Annotated in this window: 16 protein-coding genes; 4 read left to right on the forward strand and 12 right to left on the reverse strand. The window is 52.2% G+C overall.

All coding sequences use genetic code 11. The annotated features are described in order from the left end of the window. Positions 1 to 51 precede the first annotated feature (51 nt). Positions 52 to 1,950 carry an excinuclease ABC subunit UvrC gene (gene uvrC / locus KZ483_RS22200; protein ID WP_220349697.1) on the reverse strand — a complete coding sequence of 633 codons (1,899 nt, stop codon included), beginning with the start codon at positions 1,948 to 1,950 and terminating at the stop codon, positions 52 to 54. 192 nt (positions 1,951 to 2,142) lie between these two features. On the opposite strand from uvrC, the gene KZ483_RS22205 reads away from it, so the two are divergent. Together KZ483_RS22205 and rsgA are read left to right on the forward strand one after the other, a co-directional pair. Then, positions 2,143 to 2,289 (forward strand): YqzM family protein, encoded by a 147-nt coding sequence (locus KZ483_RS22205; protein WP_220349698.1) that lies wholly within the window; start codon positions 2,143 to 2,145, stop codon positions 2,287 to 2,289. 508 nt (positions 2,290 to 2,797) lie between these two features. Next, positions 2,798 to 3,826, forward strand: a complete 1,029-nt coding sequence (gene rsgA, locus KZ483_RS22210) for a ribosome small subunit-dependent GTPase A (RefSeq protein WP_220353610.1) — start codon at positions 2,798 to 2,800, stop codon at positions 3,824 to 3,826. A 107-nt stretch (positions 3,827 to 3,933) separates the two neighbouring features. Here rsgA and KZ483_RS22215 read toward each other — a convergent pair whose 3' ends face one another. From KZ483_RS22215 to KZ483_RS22255, 9 genes are all read right to left on the reverse strand, one after another. Further along, on the reverse strand, positions 3,934 to 4,167 hold the full coding sequence (locus tag KZ483_RS22215) for a YezD family protein (RefSeq protein ID WP_220353611.1): 234 nt from the start codon (positions 4,165 to 4,167) through the stop codon (positions 3,934 to 3,936). 23 nt (positions 4,168 to 4,190) lie between these two features. Next, positions 4,191 to 5,255: an ABC transporter ATP-binding protein gene (locus KZ483_RS22220; protein ID WP_220349699.1), complete on the reverse strand. Its 1,065-nt coding sequence runs from the start codon at positions 5,253 to 5,255 to the stop codon at positions 4,191 to 4,193. After that, on the reverse strand, positions 5,245 to 6,138 hold the full coding sequence (cysW, locus tag KZ483_RS22225; RefSeq protein WP_220349700.1) for a sulfate ABC transporter permease subunit CysW: 894 nt from the start codon (positions 6,136 to 6,138) through the stop codon (positions 5,245 to 5,247). The genes KZ483_RS22220 and cysW overlap by 11 nt, the downstream gene beginning before the upstream one ends. Before the next feature lie 13 nt (positions 6,139 to 6,151). Next, positions 6,152 to 7,009 carry a sulfate ABC transporter permease subunit CysT gene (cysT, locus tag KZ483_RS22230; protein WP_220349701.1) on the reverse strand — a complete coding sequence of 286 codons (858 nt, stop codon included), beginning with the start codon at positions 7,007 to 7,009 and terminating at the stop codon, positions 6,152 to 6,154. A 25-nt stretch (positions 7,010 to 7,034) separates the two neighbouring features. Beyond that, positions 7,035 to 8,147, reverse strand: a complete 1,113-nt coding sequence (locus KZ483_RS22235; protein WP_220353612.1) for a sulfate ABC transporter substrate-binding protein — start codon at positions 8,145 to 8,147, stop codon at positions 7,035 to 7,037. Positions 8,148 to 8,457: 310 nt separating this feature from the next. Then, positions 8,458 to 9,411 (reverse strand): primosomal protein DnaI, encoded by a 954-nt coding sequence (gene dnaI, locus KZ483_RS22240; RefSeq protein WP_220353613.1) that lies wholly within the window; start codon positions 9,409 to 9,411, stop codon positions 8,458 to 8,460. Between the two features lie 24 nt (positions 9,412 to 9,435). Next, positions 9,436 to 10,980, reverse strand: coding sequence for a replication initiation and membrane attachment family protein (locus tag KZ483_RS22245; RefSeq protein ID WP_220353614.1), 1,545 nt, complete (start codon positions 10,978 to 10,980; stop codon positions 9,436 to 9,438). A 123-nt stretch (positions 10,981 to 11,103) separates the two neighbouring features. Next, complete coding sequence (locus KZ483_RS22250; RefSeq protein ID WP_220349702.1) at positions 11,104 to 11,982, reverse strand: alpha/beta fold hydrolase; 879 nt, start codon at positions 11,980 to 11,982, stop codon at positions 11,104 to 11,106. A 95-nt stretch (positions 11,983 to 12,077) separates the two neighbouring features. Beyond that, a complete protein-coding gene (locus tag KZ483_RS22255; protein WP_258881376.1) occupies positions 12,078 to 12,383 on the reverse strand; it encodes a YuiB family protein in 306 nt (101 codons plus the stop codon). Between the two features lie 203 nt (positions 12,384 to 12,586). Between KZ483_RS22255 and hemQ the strand changes: the two genes are divergently transcribed. Next, the gene (gene hemQ / locus KZ483_RS22260; protein ID WP_220349703.1) at positions 12,587 to 13,333 is read left to right on the forward strand and encodes a hydrogen peroxide-dependent heme synthase; all 747 of its coding nucleotides are present in this window, start codon (positions 12,587 to 12,589) and stop codon (positions 13,331 to 13,333) included. Between the two features lie 88 nt (positions 13,334 to 13,421). On the opposite strand, the gene KZ483_RS22265 is transcribed toward hemQ, so the two are convergent. Both KZ483_RS22265 and KZ483_RS22270 read right to left on the reverse strand, forming a co-directional pair. After that, positions 13,422 to 13,679 (reverse strand): hypothetical protein, encoded by a 258-nt coding sequence (locus tag KZ483_RS22265; RefSeq protein ID WP_220349704.1) that lies wholly within the window; start codon positions 13,677 to 13,679, stop codon positions 13,422 to 13,424. Continuing rightward, positions 13,679 to 14,872, reverse strand: a complete 1,194-nt coding sequence (locus KZ483_RS22270) for an NAD(P)/FAD-dependent oxidoreductase (RefSeq protein WP_220349705.1) — start codon at positions 14,870 to 14,872, stop codon at positions 13,679 to 13,681. Before KZ483_RS22270 ends, KZ483_RS22265 begins: the two co-directional genes overlap by 1 nt. Positions 14,873 to 15,170: 298 nt before the next feature. Here KZ483_RS22270 and KZ483_RS22275 point away from each other — a divergent pair, with 298 nt between their 5' ends. Further along, positions 15,171 to 16,172 (forward strand): NAD(P)/FAD-dependent oxidoreductase, encoded by a 1,002-nt coding sequence (locus KZ483_RS22275; RefSeq protein WP_258881377.1) that lies wholly within the window; start codon positions 15,171 to 15,173, stop codon positions 16,170 to 16,172. The last annotated feature ends 65 nt before the right edge of the window (positions 16,173 to 16,237 follow it).

A 16,237-nucleotide genomic window follows, 5' to 3' on the forward strand; every position in this document is an offset into this window, starting at 1 on the left:
ACAATATCAACTCGGCCAAACATCTAAAATACAAAAGGGAGAAACCGCTTCTCACGGTTCCTCCCTCAACGCTTCGATAATTTGCGAGGCGAGCTTCTCGCCGATCGACAGGGGCCGGAAATCTTCAATTCCGGCCTCTTTGATTTTCTTAATGGAGCCAAAATGCTTCAGAAGCAGCTTTCGGCGTTTCTCCCCTATGCCCGGAATGGCATCCAGCCGCGAGGCAACCATGGATTTGCCGCGCTGTTCGCGGTGGAAAGAAATAGCAAATCGGTGAACTTCATCCTGGATCCGCTGCAGCAGATAAAATTCCTGGCTGTCCCGTGTTAACGGTACGATTTCAGGGGGATCCCCAATCATTAACTGCGCTGTCTTATGCTTGGCATCCTTCACCAGGCCGCATACCGGTACGAATAAGCCGAGCTCATTCTCCAATACGTCGAGCGCTGCGGATATTTGACCTTTACCCCCGTCGACCACAATCAGATCCGGCAGCTGCAGCCCTTCCTTAAGCACTCTTTCGTAACGGCGCCGGACGACCTCCCGCATCGTTTCGTAATCATCCGGCCCCTTCACAGTCCGAACCTTGTATTTCCGGTACTCTTTCTTATCCGGCTTGCCGTCAGTAAAAACAATCATCGCCGAGACAGGGTCGGTGCCTTGAATGTTCGAGTTATCAAACGCCTCTATGCGGCGGATCTCCGGCAGACCAAGCGCCTCGGCGAGACCTTCCGACGCTTTGACGGTCCGGACCTCATCGCGCTCAATGAGCTGGAATTTCTCACTTAGCGTGACCTTGGCGTTGTTAACGGCCATAGCGACCACGTCGCGCTTGCGGCCGCGCTGCGGCATGAACACTTTCACCTTCAGCCACTTCTGCAATGACACCCGAACCTCATCGGCGGCAGAGCCGGCTGCGACTTCATCCGTATGCGGCACGCCGTCGGCTGCAGCGGCGTCCGATTCCTCTTGCACCGGCGCGGGCAGCAGTATTTCCTTCGGGAGCGCCGGGTTATCACTGTAATATTGCGTAACAAAGGTCATGAAATCGTCATACTCGTCTCCATAGAACGGAAAGGTGGTAGCGTGCCGTTCGATTAATTTGCCTTGGCGCATGTACATAATTTGTACGCACATCCAGCCTTTGTCCGTCGCAAATCCGAATACGTCACGGTCCATCTCGTCGGAGAGCGTAATTTTCTGCTTCTCCATAATGGCGTCTATGGCCATGATCTGATCGCGGAATTCTTTAGCGCGCTCAAACTCCAGTCCTTCCGCCGCTGCGGCCATTTTTCCCTGCAGCGTCTTTTTCACCTCATCGTGGCCGCCGTTCAGGAATCGGGTTATTTCCTGTACCATCGCCTCGTATGTCCCCGGGGCTATCTCATATTCGCAGGGTGCCACGCATTGACCGAGGTGGTAATACAGGCATACTTTATCCGGCAGCGTGTTGCATTTGCGCAGCGGGTACAAACGGTCGAGCAGTTTCTTTGTTTGCTGGGCGGCATATGCGTTCGGATAAGGACCGAAATATTTCCCTTTATCCTTCACGATACGGCGGGTTACCTCCAGCTTCGGGTGCTTCTCGTTTGTAATTTTAATATAAGGAAATGATTTATCGTCCTTCAACAGCACATTATAACGCGGATGATGCTGCTTGATGAGATTGCATTCCAGAATAAGAGCTTCCATATTGCTGGAAGTGACGATATATTCAAAATCGCGTATTTCCGAGACGAGCTTCTGGGTCTTGCCGTCGTGGCTGCCGTTAAAATAGGAGCGGACGCGGTTTTTCAACACCTTCGCTTTGCCGACGTAAATAATCGTGCCGTCGCCGTTTTTCATTAAATAGCAGCCCGACTGGTCCGGCAAAAGCGCCAATTTGCTGCGGATTCTCTCCGCCGCCAGACGCTGCTCAGCCCCTTCAACGACTCTTGGTTCCTCTTCCATCGGTACTCCTCCCGGCCATTTGTTCAACTTCTATTGTAGCATAGCCGCACAGCCGAGCGTCAGTATTCCTTTCATATCGGCAGCGCTTCAGTGAAGCCGCCTCACAATTGTCACGAACGACAGCTTTACAATTATTCTGGAATTTGGGTATACTAGGAGGAGCATTCGTCGTTTCGAGGAGGAAGTTAAACTATGGAAAATGTTAGAGATCCGCGGGAGCATATTAACGAGGAACCGCGTGACGACTTCGGGGATGTCGCAATGGGCTTTGCCGGTTTCTTCGGCTTTATGACCGTCATTTTTGCCGTTGCGGTAATTATTAAATTTATCATTTCGTAACAAACAGGCTTCATGCAGGCGAAATTAGCCGCATGAAGCTTTTTTCTAATACGCTTTGGAAATGCTTGACAGAACACCATTACAGGCATACAATGACAATTACAGATTTATTGAAGGAGGCTGATGTGATATGTACACCGTACAGACGAGTTACCCAACCCACAATAGCATATGCGCAGTCTCAGTGGACCGGCCCCATTAAGGTTTCGCTATTCAAGCACCTGGATTAGCTTCCAAGCGTTTGTAATGCGATGCCAGTAACATTACCAGTCTAGCCGTAGGAGACCGCGCAGGTTTCTTGCGGCTTTTTCATGTCTTTTTCGCCGGATCTCTAGTTCGAGGTGAACCGGGCGATTGACAATCCGCAGAAATCATTTCTGCGGTTTTTTTGTGTTCCATTATAAAACAAAGGGAGATACCAACCTTGAATGTAAATGCAAATGTAGGTCTAAATGTAAATGATAATGAATTAGCCAAATTCGGCTGGAATGAACGCTGGCGGAATCTAATGAAGGAAGAACGTTTCAATGGCCTGATGCCTGCGCGCGTTATAGCCCAATTTGCGAATCAATACCGGATCGTGTCGGAGCAGGGAGAGCTGTCTGCAGAAGTAAGCGGCAAATTTCAATTCGAAGCGTCGGCGCGAAGCGACTTTCCGGGAGTCGGCGATTGGGTTGCAGTGCAGCCGCTGCCGGGAGAACATCGTGCTATTATCCATGCGGTGCTGCCAAGGAACTCGGTCATGGTACGTAAAGCGGCGGGCAGCGTCCCCGTAGAGCAGGTGATCGGCGCGAATATTGACACACTGCTTATCGTTAACGCGCTTAACGACGATTTCAATGTCCGCAAAATCGAACGCTATTTGATCGCCGCTTGGGAGAGCGGTGCGACTCCCGTCGTCCTCTTGACCAAAGCGGACTTATGCGAGAATACGCCTGGCCGAATTGCAGAGGTCGAGGCGATTGCTCCCGGCGTATCCGTCCATGCGGTGAGCGCCGTTCTGGACATAGGAAAGGAAGCGCTGGCACCTTACCTGCTTCCGGGCAGCACCGCCGCATTGACCGGCTCGTCCGGTGTTGGAAAGTCGACGCTGCTTAACTGGCTGGCAGGCGGGGAGCTGCAGCGCGTGCAGGACATCAGAGAGAGCGATGCGAGAGGCCGTCACACCACGACTCACCGCGAGCTGTTCCCGCTTCCATGCGGCGCAGTCATGTTGGATACGCCGGGCATGCGGGAGCTGCAGCTGTGGGACGCCGATGAGGGCTGGCAGGAAGCATTCGCTGATATTGAATTATTGGCGGAAGGCTGCAGGTTCAGAGATTGCCGCCATCAATCGGAGAACGGCTGCGCCGTGAGGATGGCGCTGGACAACGGTACGCTTGACCCGCGGCGGTTCGCAAGCTATAAGAAAACGGGCCGCGAGCTCGCTCATATGGCCCGGAAGGAGCAAACCGTAAGCCAGCGTCTGAAGAAAAACGCGGATAAACGGATGGCTTTTCAGTCCGGCCGCAACAAACGGGGCAATCTCGAGGATTAAAGTATTCAAACGCTGCTCATAAAGCGCCCTGCCACCCGCCTTCCCCGGCGGTATACAGGGCGCTTATGCGTTTGCTTTCTCCGGAAGCCGAAATCCGGCTGCCGGAGCTAACCGTTAGCAGCTTTCAGGCTTTCGGTGCCGTTCCGGGTATGTGTTTGTCCCTGTTCCGCTTGCTGTTTACCGCTGCTGTTGGCGGCGTCAAACCGTTTGCGTTCGGTCCGGTCGATCTGCACGACGCGGCCGTCATGGACCGTAATAAGTACCGAACCGTATTCCAGACCGTTGACCTGCGCCCCAATGCGTTCAAGCCACTCCTCATCAAGCACGATAGGCTTTGCCATCATTATCCCTCCAGTAGCTTATATTAAATATAGAACGTCATCGGATCGCCTTTAAGCGAGTTTTCCACCATTACGGCGGATTTCTCGGACACGACATACAAACGATGAATAAGTACGAATATTTCCTCCCCCGGCCGCAGCGGCTCTTGGTCCAGTGAACGATGCGCCGAGAATCGGTTGTCGCCAACCTGTATGTCAAGCTCGAGATGAGCGCCCCGGAACGATATGTGTCGAATCCTGCCCATCACGGCAGCGGATGGAAAGACGATATCCCGCTCTCGGCCGGCCTCAACGAATTCGGGCCTGATAAGAGCCCTTGCGCCATCCATAATCGGCGTCCGTTCGAAGCCGCGCAGCAGGTTGGGCTGCTCAACAACGCTTGAATGCCCGATAAATCCTGCCACAAAAGCCGTTTGCGGCTCCGTATATATGGACATCGGCGTACCCTGCTGCTCCAATCGTCCCTGCTGAAAAATCAACATCTCATCCGCCACCTCTACTGCTTCATCCTGATCGTGCGTGACGAAGATGGAAGTAATGTCTAAAGTGCCGATCAGCCGTTTTAACCAGGTGCGAAGCTCTTTTCGCACTTTTGCGTCAATTGCGGCGAACGGTTCGTCAAGCAGAAGCAGTTCCGGACGCGGAGCAAGCGCCCTTGCAAAGGCGACGCGCTGCTTCTGTCCGCCCGAGAGCTGATGGGGATAACGATGCTCAAAGCCCCGCAAGCCCGTCAAATCAAGAAGCTCGTTAACTCTCTTCTGTATCTCGGATTTTTTGGCCTTCTTGATCTTCAGACCAAATGCGATATTTTCGAACACATTCATATGCTTGAATAATGCATAGTTCTGGAAGACAAATCCGATACCGCGATGCTGTGGGGCCAAATCATTCATCCGTATCCCATTTATGAGAACATCGCCGGAATCCGGTGTTTCAAGACCAGCCAGAACACGCAGGAGTGTTGACTTTCCTCCCCCGCTCGGACCGAGCAGCCCGATCAGCCGCCCCCGGTTAATGGAGAAGCTGACATCCGATACAGCCTTGTTTCCGCCGAACGATTTGGATACATTTCGTACCTCAATGTGCATCTTCACCGCCCCCCTCCGGGTTCATTTGAGCCGTCTTCCACTCGATGAAGCTCTTAACGATAAGCGTAGCCAGCGCAAGCAGAACGAGCAGCGATGCTACTGCGAAGGAAGCAGAAAATGAATACTCGTTGTACAATATCTCTATATGCAGCGGCAGCGTGTTTGTCTCTCCGCGAATGTGGCCCGAGACGACCGAGACGGCGCCGAACTCGCCCATCGCTCTCGCATTACAGAGAATAATGCCATACAGGAGCCCCCATTTGATGTTGGGAAGCGTGACTCGCCAGAGGATCTGCCATCCGCTCGCGCCGAGACTCGCCGCCGCTTCTTCCTCCTGCACTCCCTGCGCCTGCATAAGCGGTACCAGTTCTCTTGCCACGAAGGGAAATGTGACGAAGGTGGTAGCCAGTACGATTCCCGGCAGCGCGAAAATAATTTGAATGTCATGGTTCTGCAGCCACGGACCGAACCAGCCCTGCGCCCCGAATAGAAGCACGAAGACCATACCCGAAATCACCGGCGATATCGCGAACGGCAGGTCGATAAGTGTAATCAGAATATTTTTGCCGCGAAACCGGAACTTGCTGATCGCCCAGGCTGCAGCGACTCCGAATACGGTGTTGAGCGGGACGGCGATAGCAGCCGTAAGCAGCGTCAGCTTAAGTGCTGATAACGCATCAGGATCGGTAATTGAGGCGAAGTATACCTCAGCGCCTTTCTTAAACGCTTCTATAAAGACCGATATCATCGGCAGCAAAACGATCAGCGCCAGAAACAACAGCACGATACCGATCAGCATCCGGCGGACGGCGGCAGATTCGGTAATATGCTTCGGACGGCGTGCAGCCTTGTCGGACAAGTGTGCGGTAATGACTCCTGCCATATTCCATTGCCTCCTATTCCGATATAAGCCGGCGGTTGCTCCGCCATTGCAGGTAGTTAATGAGCAGCAGCATCAGGAACGAGGCGACCAGCATGACGACCGCGATTGCGGTAGCTCCCTGGTAGTCGAACTGTTCAAGCTTCGTCATGATGAGCAGCGGTGCGATTTCCGTCTTCATCGGCATATTGCCGGAGATGAATACGACCGAACCGTACTCCCCGATTCCTCTGGCAAATGCCAGCGCAAATCCGGTCAGCAACGGCGGCAGCAGCTCAGGCAGTATAATCCTGCGAAACGTGCTCCATCGGTAAGCGCCCAGCATGACTGCCGCTTCCTCCGTCTCGTTGTCAAGATCCTGCAGTACAGGCTGCACGGTACGGACCACAAATGGCAGCCCGATAAAAATGAGCGCTACAGTAATACCGAGCGGCGTGAAAGCGACCTTGATGCCAAGCGGCTCGAGCAGCGAGCCGATCCATCCGTTCGGCGCATATATCGTTGTCAGCGCGATACCGGCTACTGCCGTCGGAAGCGCAAAGGGAAGATCCACCAGACTGTCGACCAGCTTCTTACCCGGAAATTGATATCTCACAAGTACCCAGGCAACAAGAAGTCCGAATACCAGATTCACAAGGGCTGCAAAGAACGAGGTGAGGAAGCTGACCCGATACGACGCAACAACCCGCGCGTTAGTTACCGTGTGCCAAAATTGGTCCCAGCCGAGGCCGGAAGCCTTCATAAACACGCTGGCCAATGGAATCAGCACAATGATGCTCAAATAAAAGACCGTGAATCCGAGCGACAGCCTGAATCCGGGCAGAACGCTCCTCTGCTTGTTTTTGGCTGTGGATGCAGATTTGGAACCTTTCATGTGAAGTCAGCTCCTGTCCGGCGGTTTATGACCCCGGCGCATAAATTTGATCGAATACGCCGCCGTCTGCAAAATGTTTCTTTTGTACTTCGGCCCAACCACCGAAGTCGCCAATTGTGATCATTTTCAGCGGTGGAAATTGTGCTTTAAACTGTTCGGCCACGGAAGCGAGCTGCGGGCGGTAATAGTTCTCCGCAATCAGCTTCTGCGCCGGCTCCGAATACAGGTATTTTAAATAGGCCTCCGACACATTCCTGTTTCCGTCTTTATCGACAACTTTATCGACAACGGCTACCGGCGGCTCCGCCAATATGCTTATAGATGGGTAAACAATTTGGAATTTGTCCTTGCCGAGCTCGTTCACGGATAGCAGCGCCTCGTTCTCCCAAGCAATAAGGACATCCCCGATGCCTTTCTCTACGAAGGTTGTCGTCGAGCCGCGGGCGCCAGTGTCGAGAACGGGAACGTTTTTATACAGCTTGGTGACAAACGCTTTCGCTTTCTCCTCGTTCCCGCCGTTTTGCCTCAGCGCATAGCCCCAGGCAGCAAGGTAATTCCAACGGGCTCCGCCGCTTGTCTTCGGGTTTGGCGTAATAACTTGAACACCGGGTTTAATAAGATCGTTCCAATCTGTAATCCCTTTCGGGTTTCCCTTACGAACGAGAAATACGATTGTAGAGGTGTACGGAGAGCTGCTGTCAGCCAACTTATTCTGCCAATCGGGGGCAATCAGCCCTTTAGCCGCAATGGCATCTATGTCGTAGCCAAGCGCAAGCGTAACGACATCCGCCTTCAGACCTTCGACGACGGCACGCGATTGCGCGCCTGAACCGCCATGGGACTGCTTAACGGTTACATCCTGGTTGTTCTCTTTCTTCCAATAGGCCGCAAACAGCTTATTGTAGCTTTCGTACAGCTCCCGGGTCGGATCATAAGATACGTTAAGCAGTTCCACCGGCTTCTTGGGCTCCGCCGAGGTATTGACAGAGCCGGATGATGTACCGGACCCGCTCGCAGCATTCTTCTGTCCGTCTGAGCTGCCTGTATTGTTCGGACCGCTTCCGCACCCTGCCAGCGCGACTCCCGCAACTATGAAAACAATCAAAGCCTGCAGCGGAAAACGATTTTTCTTTTTCATGATTGTCATGTAAAAGCACTCCTCATCATCTTGTGACAGATAAATGAAAAAAATCGTTTACTCCGGTTGGTCCGGTCAGAAACTGATTATTCCTACCTGTTTAGTTGGTTATGGAATGAATAATAGCAATGGATAACCTTTCTTGTCAATCGATATTTTTATTTTTTTATGTATGTAATAAGAAATGCTTATATTAATATACCCACTCGCCATCAGTAAATATGGACAATTATGCTTTCCACAATCAAAAAAGCCGGAAGCTTTATGCTCCCGACTTTAAACGCTATTGAATAAATGATGGCCTGCCGTCTTACTTTCCCCGTTTGTTATGACCGGTTACATGAACAATTTCTACGTATGGCCGAATACGGTCCATGATACGCTGCCCCTTATGGAGCTCATCTCCGTCCTTGTTCGTGAAGCTGAAATGCTGCTCGAGCGCGTCCAGATTGTAATTGGAGGTATAGAAGGTCGGCTTCCGGTTCATCCGGTAGTTTAGAATGGAGCCCATCACATGATCACGGACCCAAGGATTCAAGTTTTCCGCACCGATGTCGTCAAAGATGAGCAAATCCGTCTCCTTCATCATATCGACGGTTTCCTTGAGCTTGCCCGGCTCAAGCATAAGCGATTTCAAATCCTCGACGAATTCCGGCATATAGACGATCGCTCCGGTGAAGCCCGCCTTCGCCAGCTCATGAAGCATGTAGCACATAAGAAATGTTTTTCCCGTGCCGAACATACCCGCCAGATACAGCCCTTCCTTCTGCAGTCCCTGTTCCTTCGTTCTGTCGATATACTTCAGCAGCTGCCCGACGGCTTTCATCCGCTCCAGATCGTTTGTCAGTATTTCATCGGCCGAATAGCCCCGGGACAAAGCCGTTTCATCCACGTAAAAGCTGCGGACCCGGCTCCGGATTTGCTCTTCGCTTTGTCTGGTCAGCAGCTTCTTGCATGTCACCTTGCGGTCGGTCAACTGGACCAGATCTCCGATCGTTTCACATGAGAGCAGCGTATAATGGCCTTCGAAATCGTTGGGACAGCGGTCCAAGCCGGGACAATTGGAACAGTTGCGGTATTCCTTGACATATTGATACAGCCGGTTCAAATGGAGCCGAAGCGTCTCTTGGCTTAGCTCCGGATGTTTGCTGCGCAGCCGTTCAATAAGCGGGTCTTCAAGCAGCTCGGCCATTATCCGGTCAGCCTGCTGAAGGGCGGCATTGCCGCTCGGCCATTGTTTAAGCAGCTCGCCTAGCGATTCCATCGCCATCTGTCATTCACCTCTTACTCACGTTTTTCCGTCCAATTTACGGGCTAACCGCCGCATTTCCTCCAGTTCCTCAGGTGTGAGCGCGGCTCCGCCCGGGGTGTTCTGCATAATTGAGATCGCCGGCTTGCGACGTCCGCGGCCTCCGCCTGAAGTTGCGCCCCCCCTGGAAGGGGAAGCCGCTGCGCCCCCGCCCGCTTCGCGCCGCCGCTCCTTATCGGATTCCAGCCGAATCTGTTCTCTTACATAGCGGACCGCTTTCTCGAACGAATCGACTCTCTTGACAAGCATGTTGGACGCAACGGCGTCTATGTACGTCTTCGTCACCCGCTGAGCGTCGTTCATCCCTAATACATAGTGTATGAGCACATTAATAACGGAACCGTGAAGCTTATAATTGAGATCGATCACTTCAAACACACGGATTATCCACTCAGGCACTGCGCCTGGGAAAAATCTCGCAATAAACCTCGTATGCGGCTCATTACGCATCAGCATATTATATTGATGAATATCGCAGCGCCCTTCAAGCTGTGCGGGCACTTCCATATAGAATTCGGCCTGTACTCCCACTTCGTCAGGCATGTCGCCGCTATCGGAGTCAGAGTGATCGCCTTCTTCTGCCGCAGTATCCGCACCTGCTGCATTCGTGCGGCCGAATATACGCTGCCTTTCGTCAATGCGTTTGCGGTCCTGCCTGTACATCTGACTGGCCCGAAGCTGCAGCTCGTCGATCTTAAGCTCCCCTCTGACGCCGAATACATCGTCCTCATCGAGCAGCCTGCACAGATCGACTACGGTTAAACCGTACTTATAGGCGATATAGTTAAGCTGCGCCATTTTCTCCTCATCACCGCGGAGCCGTTCCACGAAGCTCCGGTTCGATGAATTACGCGGAAACCGCATTATGATTTCACCGTACTGAATACCCGCTGTCTCCAGTTGGGGCCTTGACTGCGCTTGTCTGGCAGGCGCGACCTCGGTGAGCGCCTGTTCCAGCTCCAGATCGATTCCCTGCGTATTTAAACGAAAGATTTCATAGAACGGCACCGTAATATTTTCCTTCAGAAGCTCGGCGCCTGCCAGCTCGTCCGCTTCCTTGGCATAGAACGATTCCCTAAGCTCGATAACCGAATGCTTGCCGACCTTATCGCGCAGCAGCATCGTTAAATGCGGGCTGCCGAAGAATTCATCCGGCGTCAGCGGCTTGATCAGTTCATATTCATAAACGACGTCGTCATTATCCGGAACGCCCAGACGAGACGTCTGAAGCAGCCCAACCGCCTCCAGACGCGATGAGTGAACGACCAGGTCCTGGCGGCCCCGCTCATTCATTTCGAGTCCCAGCCCAAGAAAGAGCTTTCTCTGCGGCTCGAGAGTGGAATAGCCCACCCGGTCATCCGCCACCTGCTGGTACAGCTGCGCGTATAGGCCTGCTGCAAACGCGCCGATCATCGGCTGATAGATAAGGCCGATCATTTTGCGGTCTACCGCGCTCAGCGAGAAATCGCGAAAGATGTAATAACGATGATGCTCCGTAAATTGATGCAAGTTGCCTATCCGCATCTGCTTTCGACTCCATCCGACTTTCATAGTTTCTATTATTTTATCATAAAAGAAGACGCCTTTTGACGTGCGAAAAAAGAAAATCCCCCTGTCAGAGGGAATTTTCTTTGGTTCATACGATGTTTAAACTCTCGATCCGGCTTCTCCCTCGTTTCTGCCTTCCACGCCGTGTTCCGCAAGTACTTGCAGCAGCTCGCTCCGCTCCTCCAGCGTGTCCGCAATCGAGGGCTCCTCATGCCTCTCTATCCACTGGCCGATAACGAGCCCGGCTTTTACCGGCTCTTTCATCAGCAGCTGATGCTTGGCTTTGAGAACTCCGTACAGCTCGCTATCGGGAAGCAGGTGGTGCATCGCCTCCGCATTTACCCTGCCCGCGCGATCCGCAGTACCATAAACCAGCAGCATGGGCAGGCTAATACGCGGAAGCTGCCGCTCGAACGTCTCATCCAGGCAGGCGCCGACATAATCTCTCCATTTTGCCGGGTCCCCCTGCTTCGCATCCGAGTTTAGCGCTTGAAATGCCGTTCTGTTGTCCGCCTCCCGTAAAGCGGAACTGAAAGCGATTATATCCTTCGCCTTAAGCGCACTCGTCATATAAGCGGCCTGCAGCTTGGAGCGGCTTATTATATCGGTATAAGCTGCGGCACCGGAAATAATAATTCCGCCGCAGAAGCGGTCCGGATAGGCCAGCAGTGCAGTAAGCAGCGGGAACGAGCCTGCGCCGTATGAGCACAAATATGATTTCTTCACGCCGCAAGCGTCAAGCAACCGCCTCAAATCTTCGGCAACGAGCGGAAGGGTGAGCTTGGCCGCACCTGGCTCGCTGTATCCGTGACCGCGGATATCGCAAGTAATAATACGATGCTTGTCCACAAGCTCCGTCCGCAGGTACGTGAACAATCTGCTGCTGAGACAGGGCGGATGTATGCAAACGATCGGTACACCGCGATCCCCCTGCTCATGAAAATGAATCGCTACATCTCCATTATGAAAAAACGGCACAGCCTGATCACCTCGGATTCCTCTGCAAATGCGCCCCTTGGGCGGCAGTCGCAGGGTTTGACCTTAGTATGGCCGAACCGTTTCACTTTTCATGTTTAGAACATTTTGTAACCGCCGCGCCGCAGCGCCCTTATGGTCGCCCCGCTCACATAAGCGCCAATCAATGCCCCGATAGCAGGCATAATATCGACAAAGGTAAATGCAGTAAAATTACCCGCAAATGTCTTCGTATTATCCCAAGTCTGCCAGATAAAGAGCGGCAGAAGTACAATAATGAACAGGTAAATCGGAAACCATGTCGTTTTGAGCAGCATATTTAAAATGAAGCCGATTCCGAACATCATCACGAAAAACAATACCGTCGCAATGATGAGCTGCAGAATATCAACATCCGTATTCATAACGATTCGTCTTCCCCTTTCGCTACGAATAGTGTAGTAGATGGCAGTTAGGAAGTCAATTTCATTTGCCATCTTGTCACAAGTCCGCCATTTGCGCTCCTTTATTCCATTACGATACAATGTAAGCGACTATTAACGACTACTTGCAGCTGTGAAGGACAAGAAAGCGCCCGCGGCTGCAGTAACTAGGGAGCTGGGTACTTATGAGTGAAGCGGCACAAACACTGGAAGGCTGGTATGCACTGCACGATTTTCGTACGATCGATTGGCAAGCCTGGAAGCAGGCTGACGCAAGCCTGCGGAATGCCGCGCTGGGTGAGCTTCAGTCATTTCTTAGCGAATGGCAGGCTGTCGAGGACGCTAAGGCAGGCAGCACCGCTTTTTACTCTATTGTTGGCCAGAAAGCCGATTTTGTCCTTATGCATTTACGTGAAACGCTCGAGGAGCTGAACGCCCTTGAAACGGCATTCAACAAATCCGCCTTCGCGCAGTTTACCTCGCCGGCGCATTCTTATGTCAGCGTTGTTGAGCTGAGCAACTATATGGCGCCGCCCGGCTCCGATCCGATGCAAAACCCCGATATCATTGCACGGCTCAAGCCGGCTCTGCCGAAGTGGAATCATATCTGCTTCTACCCGATGAACAAACGCAGACAGGGCAGCGACAACTGGTACATGCTGAGCATGGACGAGCGCAGGGCAATGATGCGCAGTCATGGGATGATCGGCAGGCAATACGCGGGAAAAGTGAAACAAATCATAACGGGCTCCGTCGGTTTCGACAATTGGGAGTGGGGCGTGACGCTGTTCGCGGAAGATGCGCTGCAGTTCAAGAAGCTTGTCTATGAAATGCGCTTTGACGAGGTGAGCGCACGCTTCGGGGACTTTGGTGATTTCTACGTCGGCAACCGGTTGCCCGAAGAAAAGCTCCAACAGTTCCTGAGCCTGTAACAGGAGAAAACGGCCGATGTGCATAAGCACATCGGCCATTATTTTTAGAACATAAGAAGATTTTCCGCTGTACTTACTCAAACTTTATTTAATCCTCGTCGTCATCTTCTTCCATTAAACGCTTCGCCTCGAGATAAGCCTCGGTCTGGCGGTCGCGTTCCCGCCCCTTCTCCTTCAGCCTCTCTATCGCCGGAAGAATAAGGATGTCCACTTCCTTCTGCACCGTATAAGCCAGGTCATGGCGGGTCTGCGACTCCAGATACGAGCCGACTTCCATCAAAGCGTTGTACCGGTCAAGCTCTTCCCTCGTTAAAAGACCCCGGACTTGCACGCTGCAGTGGCGCATTACAGGAATTTTCCTTTACGAAGGACGAGTGGAATCCCGCCAATGATGTATAAGTAGCGAATATCGATCGCTTTCTTGAGAAGTGCCGCAACAGCGCCTTTATATTTCTTGCCGAACGCAATACCGACCGCTTCGCCTTTACCGAGCGATGCAACCGTACCTTTGTTCTTGAAATCGAATTGCTTAAGCGGTTGGTTCCGGATCGAGGCAACCAGGTTGTGCGCACACGTAACGCCCTGCTGCATCGCTATCTGCGCAGTCGGCGGGTACGGACGGCCTTCCGCATTGAACATCAGAGAGTTGTCTCCGACTACATATATATTCTCATGTCCGGGTACACGCAGGGTATCATCCACTTTCACGCGTCCGCGCATCGTTTCGATGCCCGCTTCCTCGATTAACCGGTTCCCTCTTACGCCCGCCGCCCAAATAACCGTAGCCGCACGAATCTCTTCGTTGTCGCCGACGATGACTCCGTCCGCCGTACATTCCTTGATGGCAGTTCCGATCCGGAACGTGACGCCTTTCTTTGTAAGTACCTGCATCGCATATTCGACCAGCTCGGGATCGAATCCAGGCAGGGCGGTCGGTGCCGCTTCAATGTTATATAATTTAACGAGCGACGGATCGACGTCGAATTGTTTGCAAAGCTCCGGAATCCGGTCGGCAAGCTCCCCGACAAACTCGATCCCGGTAAAGCCCGCGCCGCCAACGACGAACGTCAGGTAGTCCGTGCGGTGAGGCTCCCTTTTGTAACGGGCGAATTGGTATTCGATATGTTCACGGATTAGACGAACCGAGTTAATGCTTCGAATGTTCATTGCGTGCTCCAGCATGCCCGGAATGCCGAACGTCTCCGGCTCGCCGCCGAGTCCAATGACAAGATAATCATAAGAAAGCGTCCCGTCTTCAAGAATAACCTTCTTGTCCTGTGTGCGGATCTGGACGACGGTCGATTTAACGAAATCGATCTTGAACTCGTCTATAAGTTTGGAGATACTTACGCGGGCATTCTCCGTCTTGTCCGTGCCGGCTGCAGGCATATGCAGGTGCGTCGTAATGTAGTGATAGTCGTGCTTGTTGACCAGCGTAACGTCCGCTTCATTGTAGTTCAGTTCCTTCTGGAGACGGAGCGCGGTTAACACACCGCCGTATCCGGCCCCAAGGATTACAATCTTAGGTATGTTGCTCATCGCAGAATCCCATCCATTCCTATTTCTTTTTACTTTACTTTGTGAAAAATTACACAATCCCAGTCAAAAATTAAAATTCTCTTGTCTCTAGTTTGTGAACCGATTAACGCTTTTATCACAAGCAGGTACGCCGATTCGACAACGGTTTATTAATACCTCACATGATACAAACTTTTCAGCAAAAGTTCAAGGGAAAATTATACGAAAAACTTTAGAACAACATACAATATTTTTATTTCCCTCCCGCGCGCCGAACGGATATAATATTCAAGTGATTGATCTTATGGAGGTGCCATCTGTGTCCAACTCAGCAGCTACAGAAAATATCGTCGATATTGCCATTATCGGCGGTGGCCCCGCAGGGATGTTTGCCGCTTTCTACGGCGGCATGCGTCAAGCTTCGGTAAAGATTGTCGAAAGCATGCCACAGCTCGGCGGCCAGCTCGCCGCGCTTTACCCTGAAAAATATATATATGATGTGGCCGGATTTCCGAAGGTGACGGCGGGGGAGCTCGTGGAGCAGTTAAAAAGGCAAATGAGCCATTTTAACCCCGACGTTCGTCTGGAGGAGAAAGTACGCCAGGTCATCAAACGAGATGAACGCTTGTTTGAAATCGTTACCGATAAAACGGTTCACTATGCCAAGGCGGTGATCGTCACGGCAGGAGTGGGCGCGTTCGAGCCGCGCCGGTTGGATCTACCGGAAGCGGCGCAATATGAGAAAACCAATCTGCATTACTTTATCAGCGATTTAAACCAATTCAAAGGACATCACGTTCTCGTCAGCGGCGGCGGCGACTCCGCTGTCGACTGGTCGCTTATGCTTGAGCCTATTGCGGCGAGTGTGACGCTCATTCACAGACGAGATAAATTCCGGGCGCATGAACACAGCGTAGAGAACCTGATGAACTCAAAGGTAAACGTACTTACGCCTTACGAAATCACTTCGCTCAGCGGCTCGGACCGTATCGAGAAGGTCATTCTGCAGGATGTCAAATCCAAAGAGATGAAAGAATTGAATGTCGATTCGGTTATCGTCAACTTTGGCTTTATATCCTCGCTGGGACCGATTTCCGAGTGGGGTCTTCAAATTGACAACGGATCGATCGTTGTCGACTCACGGATGGAGACGAGTATTCCCGGGATATTCGCCGCCGGCGATATTACCACTTACCCGGGCAAACTGAAGCTAATCGCCGTAGGATTCGGCGAGGCGCCTACTGCCGTCAACAACGCGAAGGTTTACGTCGATCCGGACGCCAAGCTCTCCCCGGGCCACAGCAGCAATATGAAATTATAAGACCTAAACCCATGTATTCAAAGAAAATAAGGGTATCCTATTCTTTAACCGTCGGCGCTTCATGA

The sequence above is a fragment of the Paenibacillus sp. sptzw28 genome, assembly GCF_019550795.1.
Taxonomy (GTDB): Bacteria; Bacillota; Bacilli; order Paenibacillales; family Paenibacillaceae; genus Paenibacillus_Z.